This window comes from Abyssisolibacter fermentans (assembly GCF_001559865.1).
In the GTDB taxonomy this organism is placed as follows: Bacteria; Bacillota; Clostridia; order Tissierellales; family MCWD3; genus Abyssisolibacter; species Abyssisolibacter fermentans.
In genome coordinates this window covers 88,636-105,108 of the sequence record NZ_LOHE01000074.1, presented here as the reverse complement: position 1 = coordinate 105,108, position 16,473 = coordinate 88,636, and the positions used below count along the sequence as shown (strand labels likewise).

The following is a 16,473-nucleotide window of genomic DNA, read 5'->3' as shown; positions in this document are numbered from 1 at the left end:
TCCCCCTAATATAATCTTTATACTTATATTAGCAAATCCTAATAGTGCCTTTCTCAAAGTATCTATGAATTGATTCTGTTATAAATTTATACTGTTCTTTTGCACAAATTTTTCTTGATGATCTGATTTCTCATAATGAGTGGTTTTAGTTTAGTTCCATTTTCTTCTTTGTTTATATTATATCAACTATTGTAGGGTATAATATCAATAATAGATAAACTTTGCATCAATAAATCTTGAATTTTGTTGATGTATTGTTGATTTTCATGGTGTATACTATAGTAAATACAATTTTTGAAATGGAGAGAATAAATTTGTTTAAAATATTAGTAGTTGAGGATGATACAGAAATTCGCCAACTTTATACGAAAATATTACGTAGAAATAATTATGATGTTATTGAAGCTTGTGATGGGTATGAGGCTCTTACTATATTAGAAACTAATCTTATAAATCTAATTGTCACAGATATCATGATGTCTAAGATGGATGGTTTCGAACTATTAACATCTCTTAGAAGCGCGGGATATACTATGCCTATTCTAATGATAACTGCAAAAGATTCCTTCGATGATTTACAGCAGGGATTTCTTTCAGGTGCCGATGATTACATGACTAAGCCTATCAATATCAATGAAATGGTTCTAAGGGTACAAGCACTCCTTAGAAGAGCTGAAATGGCTACTGAACATCGATTTGTAATTGGGAAAACAGTTTTTGAATATGATTCATATACAGTAATTGACAATAGCTTTGAACAAATACTACCACAAAAAGAATTTCTTCTTCTTTTTTATTTGATTTCAAATTGTGGTAAAGCCTTTACAAGATTGCAATTAATGGATGAAGTATGGGGATACAGTACAGAGACTGATCCTCACACAGTAGATGTACATATAAACAGGTTACGTAATCGATTTAATGACAATCCAGACTTTGAAATTATTACTATTCGTGGTATGGGATATAAAGTGGTGAAAAAACATGAATAAAAACAACAAAAAATTAACTTTAACAGCATTTGCTTACTGTTTAAAAATTCTTGTCAATTCTATTTTAGGAACAACGCTTCTGTTGGGTGGAAGTATATTTGTTATTACATCTTTTAGCTGTACAACCGGAGCCGTACAAGCTAATATTGGTATTTTGTTCATACTAATTGTAAATGTTGAATTATTATGCCCCTATCTTCTTGTAAGGCAATTAGTAAAGCCATTAGAAAAGTTGAATCGGGCATCTGCAAAGTTAGCAAAAGGAGAATTTAACGTTAACTTAGATTATTCCGGAAAAATATCTGAAATGCAACAGGTCTTTTTAAATTTTAAGACTATGACCGAAGATTTATCTTCAATTGAAACATTACGTTCTGATTTTGTATCAAATGTTTCTCATGAATTTAAAACTCCGTTAACTGCCATTGAAGGCTATGCAACACTTTTGCAAAATCCAGATATGTCCCCGGAAGAGATAGTAGAAAACACGAATAGAATATTGTACAATACCAAACGACTCTCCTCGCTTATCGGAAATATTTTAATGTTAAACAAATTAGATAATCAAACTTTGCAACCAGAAATCACAACGTATCGACTAGATGAGCAAATTCTTCAAATTTTATTACAACAAGAAAATGTATGGAACGTCAAAGCACTTGATTTTGAATTAAATCTTAAAGAAATTACTTTTAGTGGACCTGAAATGCTTCTATATCATGTGTGGTCAAACTTAATTAGTAATGCTGTCAAATACAGTTTACACAGTGGTACTATTGAAATTAGTTTAACGTCTGTCGAAAATAAAATAATCTTTTCTATTCATGATAATGGTATCGGAATAGCTTCATCGGATATGCAACACATTTTCGAAAAATTCTATCAAGCCGATACTTCACATAAAAGTGATGGTAATGGTCTTGGACTTGCCCAAGTAAAAAAGATATTAGATATAACCGGAAATCAAATATCTGTAAAAAGTGAACTAGGAAAAGGTTGTACTTTTAATGTATTTCTTAATACCTTTGAGATATAAGAAAATAGAAAACAATGATAAAAATCTCCATCACTTATTAGCGATGGAGATTTTTTTGAAAGTGAAATAAGCATTCTTTACAAAGTTGATTTAAAATTGATATTGAATTGATAATGTGTTTACTTTGATACGTTATCATTAGGTTATCCAATAAAGAACATTGGAAATACAAATATGAAATTTGAGAGGGGATATTTATGAATACAAAATTTGACGAAGCAATTAAAAACCGACTAACATCTGGATTTAAAAACTGGAACATGGGCTATGAGGCATGGCTGGAATGGTGTGATACGCTTTATGAACCTGATGCACATTACAATCTACAATATAACGGAGCGCTTAAAAGATTAACACTTCAAGAATATAAAGACATGATGGGTGAATTCTTTGCCGCATTTGATATAGAACTAGGTGAATTTAAAAATATGCTTATTGAAGATGGTTGGTGTGCTATTCGATATGTTGTTTATATTACAAACAAAAAAACTGGCAAAAAAATAACACAAAACACAATGGAGTTTGTAAACTTTAAGGAAAATCCTGAACCAATTGGTGTTAGAGTTAAAGAAGGCTTTGCACTCTCTGATGCTCCATTGGCATAGAAACAAATCATATTTATTCTGATTAAACTTATTTAGTAAAAAAAAAGGTGATAAGGTCTGAATTTAAAGGCTTCTCACCTTTTTTATTTCAAATAGCAATATTATTGGAATTTTTACATTTCTTTCAATATCTTCTTAAAAACACATTGCTTTAAAATTTCACCATGTAATTCAACTAATATTTTTCTAATAAGTTCATTTATTTACCTCATTAAATTAAATTTATTTTATAACATAACCCAAACTTAAAAAAGAAATTACTTCATTTAATGCTTTCTTGTTATCTTTTCTAAAGTTGAAGATTGTCTTGTCATCTGGCGTTAACTCATTTATTAGCCACATTACTTCTATATTTTTTTTGCATTCTTTTTCTAACTTTCTTGAATTTCTTATGCCATTAAAATACTCATATATGTATAATTTCAATAAATCCGTTGGATTGTATGGTTTTCTACCTGTTGTTTTTGGTTTTGCATATTTTAACCCTAATTTTTCTGTATTAAGACCTTCTACAATGCATCTATTATCTTCAGCTATCATATCTTCAAATGATGATGGTATCATATTTATTTAGTTTCTATTTTTTCCTTTTATATATCTTTGCATGTTTTTCGTCCTTTTTTATTTCAATTATATCATATATTGGCTATTTTCTAATGGTTTCATCATATTTTATTAGTATTTATTTTGTTTGTTTTTATGCAGTCTGCCGTTCCTTGTGATTCAGATTACGACCCAAACAAAGGTATACAGTTAAGGGTAAAAGCACCCTTTAATATAATTAATAGCGGTACTGTTTTAGCTTTAGAAAGAGCAGTTGAATTATCATAGTTTAAAAGAAATAGCAGAAGGAGCTACTGTATTCTATAATAGTTACACTAAATCTAAAAAATAATACAATAGAACAAGTGAAATAAAAAGTTAAAAGTATTCAAAAGAGGAAAGTAATAAGATAAAGTATAATAATAACCATCTGGTAGCTTAGGAAAAAATATAAAAATAAAAGTCAGTCAAGAGCGACTGACTTTTAACGCGGCGTTAGCCGTTTTGTTTATAACTACATGACTACTCTAAAAATTAATCTTATTTTTCCTCATAGAAATTGATAAAACTATACCTATACTAATCATATTAGACAATAGGAATGTACCTCCATAGCTGATAAAAGGAAGTGGAATACCCGTTACTGGGGTTAGCCCCATAGTCATTCCTATATTTTCTAATATATGAAATGTTATAAGTGAAGTTATACCTATTATAGTAAGCGAAGCGAATAAATCCTTTGCTTCCCTAGCATTTTTTATTAACCTGTATATAAGTATAAAGAATAAAAGTAGTATTATGCATCCTCCGATAAAACCAAAGGATTCTCCAATAACTGAGAATATAAAATCAGTATGCTTTTCAGGTAAATATCCACTTTTAATAAATCTAGCTTCATTAGATATCAGCCTGCCAAATAACTCTCCTGAGCCAATAGCGATTTTAGAATGATATACTTGGTATCCTGCTCCAGATGTATCTATAGCGGGGTTTAAAAATACAAGTATTCTATTTTTTTGATATTTCCCCAAATTCATCCAAACAAAAGGTATACTGATTAATCCTAAACCAATGGAATATAAATAATACTTTATTTTTACACCTGCTATAAATAACATAATAACAGTGTAGAAAATGAAAACAGTAGCAGTTCCTAAGTCAGGTTGTTTTAAAACTAATGCAACTGGAACAAAAGCAAAGATTAGAACTTTTAATAGTACACGAAGTTCATTTATATGTTCACTATTTTTATCTATATATTGAGCTAGTGAAATTATAATTCCTATTTTTGCAATCTCAGAAGGTTGAAATCTTATAGGACCAATAATCAACCAACTTCTTGCCCCCCAAGTAGTGTCGCCTTTTCCAATAATTAAAACTGCTAATAACAAGAGATTGCAAAAAATATAAATAGGTAAATATAGTTTTCTAAGTAGATCATAGTTTATAGTACATAAAACAAGAATAGCTACAATACCAAGAATAAAAGCTATACCTTGAGGTTTAAGATATCGCATATAACCAGCACTAGATTCTAATGTGGCAAGATAAATAACAACGAAACCACATGCATTTAATAAAAGAACATCCAAAAATAATATAATATCAAAATTTTTCCATAACTTTTTTTCAAATCCAAACATAATATATCCTTTCAATTTTATAATGTAAAATAGTACTAATATACTATTCTACATTATAACATATTTAAATAACAAAAGCTTTAATTAGTATAAAAATTTCCACCTAAATTTAACAAATATTTTTAACTCTGATTATTCATACTATTTTAAATAGTGTAAGTAAGTTATGTTACAGTATGTGGTATAATAATAACAATAATTAGAATAGAAATTATGTTATGTTGTATATAGAAAGGAAGAGATTATGTTTAAAATAGGTTGTCACTTATCTATATCAAAAGGATATTATAAAGCAGGATTACAAGCAGTAGATATTAATGCAAATACATTTCAATTTTTCACAAGAAACCCCAGAGGAGGAAAAGCAAAAGCTCTTGATATGGATGATATAAATAAATTTTCAGAGCTTGTGAAAGAACATGATTTTGGAGTATTATTTGCACATGCACCATATACAATGAATTTGAGCTCAGATAAAGAGGATATAAGAGATTTTGCAAAGAGTGTTTTAAAAGATGATTTAAACAGATTAAAATTGTTCCCAAAATCATATTATATATTCCATCCTGGAAGCCATTTAAAACAAGGTTCAGATAAAGGCATTGAATACATAGTAGAGGCTTTAAATGAAACTTTAACAGAGGATAATGAAATAACAATACTATTAGAAGGTATGGCAGGAAAAGGAACTGAAATCGGCAGAAATATGGAAGAGTTAAAGAAAATAATTGATGGTGTGAAATACAATGAAAATTTAGGTATATGTATAGACACATGTCATTTATATTCTTCTGGTTTTGATATAGTAAATGATTTAAATGGTGTTATAGATAGCATAGATAAGATAATTGGCTTTGATAGAGTTAAGGCAGTTCATTTAAATGACAGCAAAACTGAATTCGCTTCGAATAAAGATAGACATGAGCTTATTGGAAAAGGAACTATTGGGATGGAGGCGATAGTAAATATTATCAATCACCCATATCTTAGAGAATTGCCATTTAATTTAGAAACACCCAACGATGTGAAAGGTCATAAAGAAGAAATTGAAATGCTAAGAACTGCATATAAATAAAGGATTTGATATTAATGAATTTAAAAGAATATATTATAAAAAAATCAAACGAATTAAGTATTGATATTGTTGGTTTTGCTAATACAGAACCTTTTGAAAGAGCTAATGAAGCTCTAATTCAAAGAAGGGACAAAAACTATTCTTGTGAATTTGAGGAAGCAAATATAAAAATTAGATGTAATCCAAGATTATACTTGGAAAATGCAAAATCATTCATAACTATAGGACTTGCGTATAATAATAATTATGAAATTAATAGTAAACCTAATTTACCAGGTAAATTATCAAGAACTACATGGGGAATGGATTATCATAAGGTTTTAAAGAATAAATTAAATGAGTTAGCAAATGAGATAAAAAAAGTTAAAACTTTTAATTATAAAATATGTGTAGATACATCACCACTAATAGATAGAGAAGTAGCAGCTATATCAAATATAGGTTGGTTTGGGAAAAATTGCTCAATTATAAATGATACATATGGGTCATTTATATTCATTGGATATCTAATAACAGATTTAGATTTAGATATTTTAGATACTAATACTAATAGTAAGTGCGGCAGCTGTAATTTATGTATAAAAGCTTGTCCAACAGGAGCTTTGAAAGGAAATTATGAATTTGACGCTAATAAATGTATTTCATATTTAACACAGACAAAAAATAAAATACCATATAAATTGCGTGAAAAAATGGGAACGAGCATATACGGGTGTGATATATGTCAATTAGCATGTCCGATTAATCATCAAGCAAAACTAAGTAAACATACAGAATTTATACCAATAAAAACATCTAATTTCATAGATATAAAAGAATTGCTTTTTATGAGTAAAAAAGAATTTGAGCAGAAATATAGTGAAATGTCTGGAGGTTGGAGAGGAAGAAATATATTGAGAAGAAATGCAATTATAGCATTAGGAAATTTAAAAAATAAAGAAGGGTTAGAGTTGTTAAAGAAAACAATAAAAGACCCTAGTCCAATGATTAGAGAATATTCAGCATGGTCAGCATTAAGAATTGATAAAAATGAAGGTGAAAAATTAATACTAGAACATGTAAACAATGAAAAAGACGAAAATGTTTACAAAGAAATACATAAACTAATTTCTCAAAAATAAAAAATAATTGTTAAAAATATTAAAAATTATTAAAAATTACTTTTTTGCTTTACTAAATATATATTTTAGATATATTATATAAATAGGCAAACGTTTACACGATATATTACAATTAATTTTTTGAGCTTAAATTTAGGCTAAATTAGTATAGGGAGGATTTTTTTATGTCAAACGTACATGAATTAAACTTTTTAAAGGATGAAATACAGGGGTTAAAGGATCAAGGGGTATACAGAAAGCTTCCAGTGTTAGAAGGAGCAAATGAAGCGGAAATTATTCTTAATGGTAAGAAGGTTATAAATCTTTCTTCTAATAATTACTTAGGATTTGCAAATCACCCAAGATTAAAAAAAGCAGCCATAGAAGCTGTAGAAAAATATGGTGTTGGGTCTGGAGCGGTTAGAACTATTGTTGGTAATATGGACATACATGAAAAAATGGAAGAAATTTTAGCTGAGTTTAAAAGAGAAGAAGCAGTAATGGTATTTCAATCAGGATTTAATTGTAATGCAGGTACTATTCAGGCTATAACAAAAAAAGGCGATTTAATAATATCAGATGAATTAAATCATGCTAGTATAATTGATGGAACTAGATTAAGTAAAGCAGACAGAACGATATTCAAGCACTCTAACATGGAAGACTTAGAGAGAGTTTTAAAAGAAAATAGAGACAAATATAGAAATGTGCTTATCATAACTGACGGAGTTTTCAGTATGGACGGAGATATAGCTAAATTACCTGAAATAGTAGAATTAGCTGAAAAATATGATGCTCTTACATATGTAGATGATGCACATGGTTCAGGAGTATTAGGTGAATCTGGAAGAGGTACAGTAGACCACTTTGGATTACATGGAAGAGTTGATTTCAGTATTGGAACATTATCAAAAGCAATAGGTGCAATAGGAGGTTATGTTGCATGTAGCAAAGTTGGTCAAGAATGGTTAAATCATAGAGGTAGACCAATTCTATTTAGTACATCATTACCACCAGCAGCAGTTGGAGCAATAATAGAAGCTGTTAAAATGCTTATGGAAACTACAGAATTTACAGATAGACTATGGGATAATGCTAAATACTTTAAAGAGAAATTAGGCAAACTAGGATTTAATACAGGTCATAGCGAAACTCCAATAACACCGGTTATAATAGGTGACGAAGCAAAAGCTATGGAGTTCAGTAAAAAATTATTAGAAAAAGGAGTATTTGTATCAGCTATAGTATTTCCAACTGTTCCAAAAGGTACAGGTAGAGTTAGATGTATGGTAACAGCAGGACATACAAAAGAACAACTAGATAGAGCAGTAGCAACATTTGAAGAAGTTGGAAAAGAAATGAATATATTATAAGAATAGATTTAAAAAGGATTGACTTGAGTAGTCAATCTTTTTTTTTATAATGAGAAAGTTCTATTTTTTTAATAAGGGTTCAAAAAAATTGTTAAAATAGCTAGGAAAGCCTTTGAGGGAAGTGTAGCTCAATGTTTTTGTGTTGAAGCCATACAAGACATTTTTTTTACTCGGAGATGCCTGTATTTTTCTGATTATATAAAGATGAAAAAATATAGGCATCAATGTCGTGGTCAAAAAATGTCATGTGGCTTCTAAAGAATTGATTGGTTTGATAATTTAGGTTAGTCTTTGTGAGTGCGAAGTTAATACATGATGGTTATTCGTTACGAATGGATTGGGGCACGAATCTGAGAATCTTTGCTGTTCCTGTAAAGAAGAAATTTTTTTCATATAAAAAAAGCATTGAAAAAATTACTTCTTAAAAGTCACCTACAAAGAAACCTCAGATTGAGCCCTAGTGAATCATTGGTTGGAATATTAATAAAACAGTTAGGGTAAGCCTTTGAGGGAAGTGTAGCTCAATGTTTTTGTGTTGAAGCCATACAAGACATTTTTTTTACTCGGAGATGCTTGTATTTTTCTGATTATATAAAGATGAAAAAATATAGGCATCAATGTCGTGGTCAAAAAATGTCATGTGGCTTCTAAAGGACATAAAGGTTTAATTTCTTTAGGGTAAGTCTTTGTGAGTACGAAGTTATTACATGATGGTGAGTCATTACCAAATGGAAGGGGGCACGAATCTGAGAATCTTTGCTGTTACTGTAAAGAAGAAATTTTTTTCATATAAAAAAAGCGCCCCCAAATTACTTCTTAAAAGTCAAATTCAAAGAAACCTCAGATTGAGCCCTAGTGAATTTATTGGTTGGAATAGTTGTTATAGCAACTGTTTGTGGCTTGATTATAACCCGCATCTATGATTTGGTGTCAAGTGCTTACTCCTACATATTTCTGCTTTCTCAATGAATTTTTATTTTTTTATTAAATAATTTGAAGTGTAAAGTATTTGATACGAGTCCAAAATTATGAATAAATACTTTAGAAATATTACAATTAGTTAATATTATATTAATCTGTACTTAAGATAGCAGTAGTATTATTTAAATATAAATAAAAATGGGGTAAAAGTAATAATTATTTCTGTTATCTATGATAATTATAGAATTATGAATGAGAATCAAAAGTAACTAGATTAATTTTAGGAAAATTTAAGAAAATATTAAGAATTATATTAGCTTTATTTTAAATTTTATATACTATAATTTTGATTAACGAAGTGTAGCAGATTAGCAAAATTATTATTTATTGTATCTCATACTCAGAGTAGAAATGAGCATGAGTTTATTTGTTATGCCTAAAATCAATCCTATTAATACTAATTTAACCAAAAAGTACAGTTGATGTTAATTTTACATAATTGAAAGGGAGGAATAAAAATGAATATATTAATTCTTACAGGACGTTTTGGAATGGGACATTGTTCTGTAGCAGAAACATTAAAGCAGGATATTGAAAATAATTTTGGCGATACAAATACTACGGTTGTAGATATATTTGAATATATGGCACCAAATTTATGTGAAGTTATTTATGGTGGTTTTAAATTACTTGTTAATAGAGGAAGTAAATTATACAACTTTTTCTATAAAAAGGCTGATCAAGGAGATTCTTATTTTGAAACGCTTTTTATAAAACAGATTGCTTATAAAATAGATTCTTTAATAAATGAAATAAAGCCAAGTATTATTATTTCTACATTGCCTATTTGTTCAAAAATTATATCAGCATATAAGGAAATAACAGGTTCAAATATTATATTCATAACCTGTATAACTGATATAAGTATTCATAAAGAATGGGTAAATCCACATACAAATATTTATATCGTTGCATCTAAAAAAGTCAAAGACAACCTTATTTTAAGAGGTATTGAAGAAAAAAATATATTAGTAAGCGGAATTCCTGTAAGAAAACAGTTTAAAAATATTGAAATATTAAGTAGAAATACTCAAAAAGAAAAATCACTTTTAATCATGGGTGGAGGGCTTGGCCTTATCCCAGCGAGTAAAGATTTCTATAAAAAAATAAACAATATAAAAAATCTTAAAACGACAGTAATTGCTGGGAATAATAGAAGTCTTTACAATAAACTTTATAATAAATATGAAAATATTAAGGTTGTAGGATATACAAATAAAGTATATAAATATATGCAAAATGCAGACCTTATCATTTCAAAAGCAGGAGGAGTAACATTGTTTGAAACAATTTATTCAGAGCTGCCTATTATGGTTATTTGTCCATTTTTAGAACAGGAAATAAACAATGCACATTATATAGAAAATATGGAAATAGGAAAGATAATTTGGAACAAACCAAATGACATGGCTTTAGAAATTGAAAATATGATAAACGATACATGTACATTAGAAAAAATAAAAAGTAATATGAAATTCATAAAAAATAGTTTGGATGAAAATAAAATTTTGGATGTATTAAATAAAGTACAAATGAGGAGCGTTTCATAATGAGTTATTTTTTAATAATAATTATAGCACTAATTTTGACTTATTCAATTTACTGTGTAATTCCAACAATTTATCATAAGTTTTTTAAAACTTATGCAATCAAAAATATTGGTTATTCAAAGGATGTAGCACTTACATTTGATGATGGTCCTGATGAGGTTTATACAAGTGAATTACTAGATTTATTAAAACAAGCAAATGTAAAAGCCACCTTTTTTGTTGTAGCAGAAAAAGCAGATGAAAATCCTGAAATAATAGATCGTATGATAAAAGAAGGACACGCTATAGGACTTCATTCATTACAGCATAAAAATTCATGGCTTAAAGGATATCAATATACAAAAAATGATTTCAAAAGGTCTATTGAAATCATGAAAAAACACAGATGGAATGTTGAATATTATCGTCCACCTTGGGGGCATGTTAATCTATATACCTTAAAATATTTAAAAGAAAACAACCTTAAGCTTGTATTGTGGAATGTAATGGTAGGGGATTGGAGTAGATTTAATTCCCTAGAAAAAATAAAAAAAGAAATTTTAAGACAAACAAAGTTTGGATCTGTTATATGTTTACATGATTCAAGAGGTGCAGAGTGTGCACCAAAAAGAACTATAGAAGCACTAAAAACTGATATTCCTATTCTTAAAGATAGAGGATTTAATTTTGTAAGATTGGATCAAGTAAAATATGGAGCTTAATAATACAGAATATAAAAATGATGGTAAAGATAAAAAAAATAATTTTGGTGGCAGTATAATTTTTCTTGTTCTCCTCATAACATTGACTTTTTATTTTTTACTAAAGGATCAAGATATATCAACATTAATAAAAACAGTTAAAAAAGTAAATTTAATATATATTATAACAGGACTAATAGCAGTATTTACATTCATAAATTGTGAAGGCATGAACATAAAGATTTTACTTAATACATTAAATAAAAAAACAAATTATTTAAGATGTCTTAAATATGCATTTATAGGCTTTTTCTTCAGTTCAATAACTCCATCTGCATCAGGTGGCCAGCCTATGCAGGTTTATTATATGAAAAAGGATGATATAAATGTATCACTATCTTCACTTACATTACTAATCATAGTAGTAATATATCAAATTATAATGATTTGTTATGGTATTACAGCATTTTTAATAAATCCTGATTTTATAGAGAGTTGTTCATCTTCAATCAGTATTCTGATTATCTATAGTATAGGTATAAATATTGTACTGATAAGTTTTATATTGGGTGCAATTTTTTCGGATAAAATTGTTTTAAAAATTGCATTATGGGTGATATCGCTATTAAATAAAATCAAAATACTAAAAAATAGTGAAAAAGTAACAGCGATAATTAAACAGCAAATCGAAGAATATAAAAATGGAGCAAACCATATTAAAAAAAATCCTAAGATAATAGCAAAAGTGGTTTTAGTAACTATAATCCAGCTAACAGCAATGTATAGTGTTCCATATTTTATTTACAAAGCATATGGACTTAATACATATTCAGCAGTTGATTTTATTTGTTTGCAATCAATTTTATCAATAGCTGTATGTTCACTGCCTTTACCTGGTGCAGTAGGTGCATTAGAAGGTGGTTTCATGGTTTTGTTTAAGATGTTTTTTTCACAAGAAATACTTATGTCAGCAATGCTTTTGAGTCGAGGGATAAGTTATTATGCATTTTTAGTCATAAGTGGAATAGTATCACTTGGGGCACATATCATTTCTAAAAAGAAAGAAACAAAAGCAGTAAAATACCCGATAAAAAGCTATTCCTCACATATAGAAAAGAGCTAAAACAATTTTTATAGATGTATTATTTTTCTTTCAGCTCTACTACAAAAGAGTCATAAAGCTATGACAATATTTGGTTGATAAATTTTTGAAATGTTTTTACAATAGTATAGATGAAATAGGTAATTACTACTCATTTTATTCGTTTTCTGCTTAAATTCATTCGTTGTATGAATTTCTAAACTATGTTATCATAAAATATAACATAGCTCAAATTGTTCCCCATTACAATAGGTGATGGGTAGCTATTAGATTTAATTATGTGGTGTGTTGCAATTACTAAGTAGGTTATAAAGCAGTAATTCTTTTGACGAGGTGATGGGTATGATAATAGGTTCATGTGCGGTAGAATTGATGATATATGAATCAAACTCATTAAAGGAAAAAAGACATGTAATAAAGAGCATCATTGGCAGAATACAAGCAAAGTTTAATGTATCAATAGCAGAAGTAGGTTTTAATGATATTTGGAATAAATCAGAAATTGGATTTGTTTGTGTTACAAATGATACAGCTCATGCTAACAGTGTGATTTCTAAAGTCTTAAACTATATTGACAGAGACAGTAGGATAGAGATATTAAATACTTGTGTAGAGATACTTTAATTGGAGGATAAAATGGATAAAAAAATAGCAATTAAGCTGTTAGATATACTAGAAAAAACATATCCCGATGCTGAGTGTGAGTTAAAATTTGACACACCATTTCAGCTACTAATAGCAACAATTTTGTCAGCACAAAGTACAGACAAGCGAGTAAATGAAGTTACAAAAGATATGTTTAAAAAATATAGTAAGCCAAAGGATTATTTAAATCTTTCACAAGAGGAACTGGGAGAGATAATACGCAGTATAGGTTTTTATAGAAATAAGAGTAAAAATATATTAAATACATGCAGTATTTTAATTCAAAACTATAACTCAGAGTTACCAAATAACATGGAAGAATTGATGAAGCTTCCGGGAGTAGGTAGAAAAACTGCAAATGTAGTATTGTCAAATGCTTTTGGAAAACCTGCAATAGCAGTAGATACACATGTATTTAGAGTATCAAACAGATTAGGACTTGCAAACAGTGACAATGTAAATGACACAGAAAAACAGCTAATGAAGATAATACCAAAACAAAGATGGTCAAGAAGTCATCATCTGTTAATATTTCATGGTAGAAGAACTTGTAAAGCTCGTAAACCAGAGTGTTTTAGGTGTCCTATATTAGAAATATGTAAATATAAAGATAAGAATATAGATTCTAGTAATTAAGGAGCTATTTTAACAAAATGGCTAAACTCTGCGTTAAGCAGAGAACAAAATTTAATTTGTAGTGGATCTATTATATATATGAATGAATAAGAGTTAGATAAAATAAAGGAGCTGTCCAAAATAATTTTTTATTTTGAACAGCCTCTTTTATTGAAGTATTCTTTGTTGTTTTAGATATTAGTAAGTTGAAATGTAATTAGACTCAAATGCTAACGATCGTTATCATTAAAATAAATTAACTTAAATGATATTGAGTTTTTTTCATTAGCTAGTATGTTTCCAAGGAGCTTGTCCCAGAAATTTGGCTAATGATTAATTGGAAAGTCAATGCCCAACGCCATATATTTACTTGCACATATTGTAACTAGTAAAAAAGCTGAAAACAATGGGCTTTTATAAAGCTTTTTTAACATCTTTTTCATTATTCTCCACCTCCTTAAACTTTTTTATAGCTCTAACTAAGTACTCTTTATCACTTAGGTTATTAGTTATTTTTAAGAAGGCTTCAAAATCTTTTTGTAGATTTTTGGCTTTTTCTACTTTACCTAAATATAATAAATTCATTATTTTTATCATTATTATCTTAGAAAATTTAAAGTCAAATATTTTATTCGTTTGCATTATCTTAATTGTTTTTTCGCAGTATTCTAATGATTTAGTATAGTTTTTAAATACATAATAACCATTACTAATATTACCGAGTATTATAACTAGTAGATCATTGTTGTCAAGTATATGTAAATTTGAAATTAACTCTTCTTTATATTTTAAAAAGTTTTGTTCATCCTCAATTTCTATATAAAAACCCATTAAAGAATTAATTATTCTAAAATGAATTTCATTTTCTAATTTATTAGGTTTAATTTTTTCTAATAATTGAATTGCGGTTTTTTTATTATTACATGAATAAAATTCAGCTAAAGATTTGACCCATTCATGAAATAATTGATCTCCACTATCTTTTCTTTCCATTATTTTAGAAGATAAAAGGAAAGCTTCTTCATATTGTAATTGATTTAAGTATTTAAATATCTTTTGTATGTTTAAGATCATTGAGTCATTTGTTTTTGATATTTCTGATTCCAAAATGGTCACTCCTTATATTCAAAATTCATAACTCAATTATAGCTCAAATTAGAAAAAAATACAAGCTAATACATACACTATTAATATAACAAAATAATACAAGCTAATACATACACTATAATATAAACAAAATAATACAAAATAATACAAAATAACTTATTAAGTTACTTAAAATCGTTCTGATTTTTTATCGTTTCGACAAATGATATTCGTAAATAGATTTTAATTAATAAATTTAGACACAAGAAATAGCGAAATACTTACTATTTTGTATTGAAAAAATAAATATTTTTTAGAAAAATATAAGATAAACTTAGTTGTGACATTACTCTAGCATAATTATAATAACCCTACAATTGTAGGGCTATTTTTTATGGAAAAATTTTATTAATGTATAACTGGGAATGACTTATTAAGTGCATAGTTACTAGCTAAAACTGCTAGGAGACATAAGGTTGAAAATAATGGGTTGTAATATAATTTATTAAATACTTTTTTTATCATATTGCACCTCCTTATAAAATTCTTCTAAATTTTCTTTTAAGTACTTAAGATCACCTATATTGTTAGTCAATCTTAAGAAGGTCTCAAAATCTTTTTCTAGTTTTTTTGCTTTTTCTATTTCTCTAAGATAAAATAAATCTACTATTTTTATCATTACTACTACTGAAAAATTTAAACTAAAAATTCTATATTGTTGGCACATATTTATTGCTTTTTCACAGTATTCTAACGAAATCTTATGATTTTTAAATTCGTAATACCCGTTAGCAATATTACACATTATTATAGTTAGAAGTTCATCGTTATCAAGCTTGTCCAAATTAGAAATAAGTTTATCTTTATGTTCTAGAAATTTTTGCTCATTACCAATTTCTATATAGAAGCACATCAAAGAGTTAATTATTCTAAAATGAATTTCGTTTTCTAATTCGTCAGGTTTAACTTTTGTTAATAATTGTATTGCTGTTTCTTTGCTATTACATGAATAAGATTCAGCTAAAGCTTTAATCCATTCATGAAATAATTGGTCACCGTTATCATTCCTTTCAATTATTTTTGAAGATAAAAGAAAAGCTTCTTCATACTCTAATTTGTCAATAAGTTTAAATATTTCTTTTATGTTTAAAATAGTTTCGTCATTTACATATGTCTTTGAAACATCTGATTCCAAAATGGTCACTCCTTATATTTAAAATTCTTAACTTAATTATAGTTCATAATAGAAAAATATGCAAGTTTATACAAATTATAAAAATATAGACAAATTGATACAAAACCACCCATTAAGTTATCTGAAACCATTCTGGTTTTTAACATTTTCGCCAAATGATGTTCGAAAATTAGATTTTAATTAATAAATTTAAACACAAGAAATAGCGAAATACTTACTATTTTGTATGAAAAAAATAAATCTTTTTTTTAG

The 16,473-nt window shown here is 27.7% G+C and carries 16 protein-coding genes; 12 read left to right on the top strand and 4 right to left on the bottom strand.

From position 1 onward, the window contains the following. Nucleotides 1–314 precede the first annotated feature (314 nt). The 3 genes from AYC61_RS14300 (at nt 315) to AYC61_RS14290 (ending at nt 2,633) form a co-directional block, all read left to right on the top strand. Nucleotides 315–992, top strand: coding sequence for a response regulator transcription factor (locus tag AYC61_RS14300; RefSeq protein ID WP_156456474.1), 678 nt, complete (start codon nt 315–317; stop codon nt 990–992). After that, nucleotides 985–2,028 carry a HAMP domain-containing sensor histidine kinase gene (locus AYC61_RS14295; protein WP_066503777.1) on the top strand — a complete coding sequence of 348 codons (1,044 nt, stop codon included), beginning with the start codon at nt 985–987 and terminating at the stop codon, nt 2,026–2,028. The genes AYC61_RS14300 and AYC61_RS14295 overlap by 8 nt, the downstream gene beginning before the upstream one ends. 197 nt (nt 2,029–2,225) lie before the next feature. Further along, nucleotides 2,226–2,633: a hypothetical protein gene (locus tag AYC61_RS14290; protein ID WP_066503775.1), complete on the top strand. Its 408-nt coding sequence runs from the start codon at nt 2,226–2,228 to the stop codon at nt 2,631–2,633. Nucleotides 2,634–2,855: 222 nt separating this feature from the next. On the opposite strand, the gene AYC61_RS14285 is transcribed toward AYC61_RS14290, so the two are convergent. Then, the gene (locus AYC61_RS14285; protein ID WP_066503772.1) at nt 2,856–3,197 is read right to left on the bottom strand and encodes an IS1182 family transposase; all 342 of its coding nucleotides are present in this window, start codon (nt 3,195–3,197) and stop codon (nt 2,856–2,858) included. A 135-nt stretch (nt 3,198–3,332) separates the two neighbouring features. Between AYC61_RS14285 and AYC61_RS22100 the strand changes: the two genes are divergently transcribed. Further along, on the top strand, nt 3,333–3,464 hold the full coding sequence (locus AYC61_RS22100) for a hypothetical protein (protein WP_275935255.1): 132 nt from the start codon (nt 3,333–3,335) through the stop codon (nt 3,462–3,464). 239 nt (nt 3,465–3,703) lie between these two features. Here the strand turns inward: AYC61_RS22100 and rodA are convergent, their stop codons facing one another. Beyond that, the gene (gene rodA, locus AYC61_RS14280; protein WP_066503768.1) at nt 3,704–4,819 is read right to left on the bottom strand and encodes a rod shape-determining protein RodA; all 1,116 of its coding nucleotides are present in this window, start codon (nt 4,817–4,819) and stop codon (nt 3,704–3,706) included. A gap of 244 nt (nt 4,820–5,063) precedes the next feature. Here rodA and AYC61_RS14275 point away from each other — a divergent pair, with 244 nt between their 5' ends. The 8 genes from AYC61_RS14275 to nth all read left to right on the top strand — a co-directional run bounded on the left by AYC61_RS14275 (nt 5,064) and on the right by nth (nt 13,961). Continuing rightward, nucleotides 5,064–5,894: a deoxyribonuclease IV gene (locus AYC61_RS14275; RefSeq protein ID WP_066503767.1), complete on the top strand. Its 831-nt coding sequence runs from the start codon at nt 5,064–5,066 to the stop codon at nt 5,892–5,894. Between the two features lie 14 nt (nt 5,895–5,908). Further along, on the top strand, nt 5,909–7,015 hold the full coding sequence (gene queG, locus AYC61_RS14270) for a tRNA epoxyqueuosine(34) reductase QueG (RefSeq protein WP_066503766.1): 1,107 nt from the start codon (nt 5,909–5,911) through the stop codon (nt 7,013–7,015). 164 nt (nt 7,016–7,179) lie between these two features. Further along, on the top strand, nt 7,180–8,367 hold the full coding sequence (locus tag AYC61_RS14265) for a glycine C-acetyltransferase (protein WP_066503762.1): 1,188 nt from the start codon (nt 7,180–7,182) through the stop codon (nt 8,365–8,367). 1,439 nt (nt 8,368–9,806) lie between these two features. Continuing rightward, a complete protein-coding gene (locus AYC61_RS14260; RefSeq protein ID WP_066503759.1) occupies nt 9,807–10,898 on the top strand; it encodes an MGDG synthase family glycosyltransferase in 1,092 nt (363 codons plus the stop codon). Further along, nucleotides 10,898–11,599, top strand: a complete 702-nt coding sequence (locus AYC61_RS14255; RefSeq protein WP_066503757.1) for a polysaccharide deacetylase family protein — start codon at nt 10,898–10,900, stop codon at nt 11,597–11,599. Before AYC61_RS14260 ends, AYC61_RS14255 begins: the two co-directional genes overlap by 1 nt. Further along, nucleotides 11,589–12,701: a lysylphosphatidylglycerol synthase transmembrane domain-containing protein gene (locus AYC61_RS14250; protein ID WP_066503755.1), complete on the top strand. Its 1,113-nt coding sequence runs from the start codon at nt 11,589–11,591 to the stop codon at nt 12,699–12,701. Before AYC61_RS14255 ends, AYC61_RS14250 begins: the two co-directional genes overlap by 11 nt. 315 nt (nt 12,702–13,016) lie before the next feature. Next, nucleotides 13,017–13,304 carry a DUF503 domain-containing protein gene (locus AYC61_RS14245; protein WP_242866807.1) on the top strand — a complete coding sequence of 96 codons (288 nt, stop codon included), beginning with the start codon at nt 13,017–13,019 and terminating at the stop codon, nt 13,302–13,304. A 12-nt stretch (nt 13,305–13,316) separates the two neighbouring features. Further along, nucleotides 13,317–13,961 carry an endonuclease III gene (nth, locus tag AYC61_RS14240; protein ID WP_066503751.1) on the top strand — a complete coding sequence of 215 codons (645 nt, stop codon included), beginning with the start codon at nt 13,317–13,319 and terminating at the stop codon, nt 13,959–13,961. 393 nt (nt 13,962–14,354) lie between these two features. Here nth and AYC61_RS14235 read toward each other — a convergent pair whose 3' ends face one another. Further along, on the bottom strand, nt 14,355–15,047 hold the full coding sequence (locus AYC61_RS14235) for a hypothetical protein (RefSeq protein ID WP_066503747.1): 693 nt from the start codon (nt 15,045–15,047) through the stop codon (nt 14,355–14,357). A gap of 484 nt (nt 15,048–15,531) precedes the next feature. Next, nucleotides 15,532–16,221: a hypothetical protein gene (locus AYC61_RS14230; RefSeq protein ID WP_066503745.1), complete on the bottom strand. Its 690-nt coding sequence runs from the start codon at nt 16,219–16,221 to the stop codon at nt 15,532–15,534. Nucleotides 16,222–16,473: the final 252 nt, after the last annotated feature.

Bases quoted from the DNA above. Each gene is read 5' to 3' on its own strand.
- AYC61_RS14290 (WP_066503775.1), top strand. From the start codon at position 2,226: ATGAATACAAAATTTGACGAAGCAATTAAAAACCGACTAACATCTGGA.
- rodA (WP_066503768.1), bottom strand. From the start codon at position 4,819: ATGTTTGGATTTGAAAAAAAGTTATGGAAAAATTTTGATATTATATTA.
- AYC61_RS14255 (WP_066503757.1), top strand. From the start codon at position 10,898: ATGAGTTATTTTTTAATAATAATTATAGCACTAATTTTGACTTATTCA.
- AYC61_RS22100 (WP_275935255.1), top strand. From the start codon at position 3,333: ATGCAGTCTGCCGTTCCTTGTGATTCAGATTACGACCCAAACAAAGGT.
- AYC61_RS14285 (WP_066503772.1), bottom strand. From the start codon at position 3,197: ATGATACCATCATCATTTGAAGATATGATAGCTGAAGATAATAGATGC.
- nth (WP_066503751.1), top strand. From the start codon at position 13,317: ATGGATAAAAAAATAGCAATTAAGCTGTTAGATATACTAGAAAAAACA.
- queG (WP_066503766.1), top strand. From the start codon at position 5,909: ATGAATTTAAAAGAATATATTATAAAAAAATCAAACGAATTAAGTATT.
- AYC61_RS14275 (WP_066503767.1), top strand. From the start codon at position 5,064: ATGTTTAAAATAGGTTGTCACTTATCTATATCAAAAGGATATTATAAA.
- AYC61_RS14245 (WP_242866807.1), top strand. From the start codon at position 13,017: ATGGGTATGATAATAGGTTCATGTGCGGTAGAATTGATGATATATGAA.
- AYC61_RS14250 (WP_066503755.1), top strand. From the start codon at position 11,589: ATGGAGCTTAATAATACAGAATATAAAAATGATGGTAAAGATAAAAAA.
- AYC61_RS14265 (WP_066503762.1), top strand. From the start codon at position 7,180: ATGTCAAACGTACATGAATTAAACTTTTTAAAGGATGAAATACAGGGG.
- AYC61_RS14260 (WP_066503759.1), top strand. From the start codon at position 9,807: ATGAATATATTAATTCTTACAGGACGTTTTGGAATGGGACATTGTTCT.
- AYC61_RS14295 (WP_066503777.1), top strand. From the start codon at position 985: ATGAATAAAAACAACAAAAAATTAACTTTAACAGCATTTGCTTACTGT.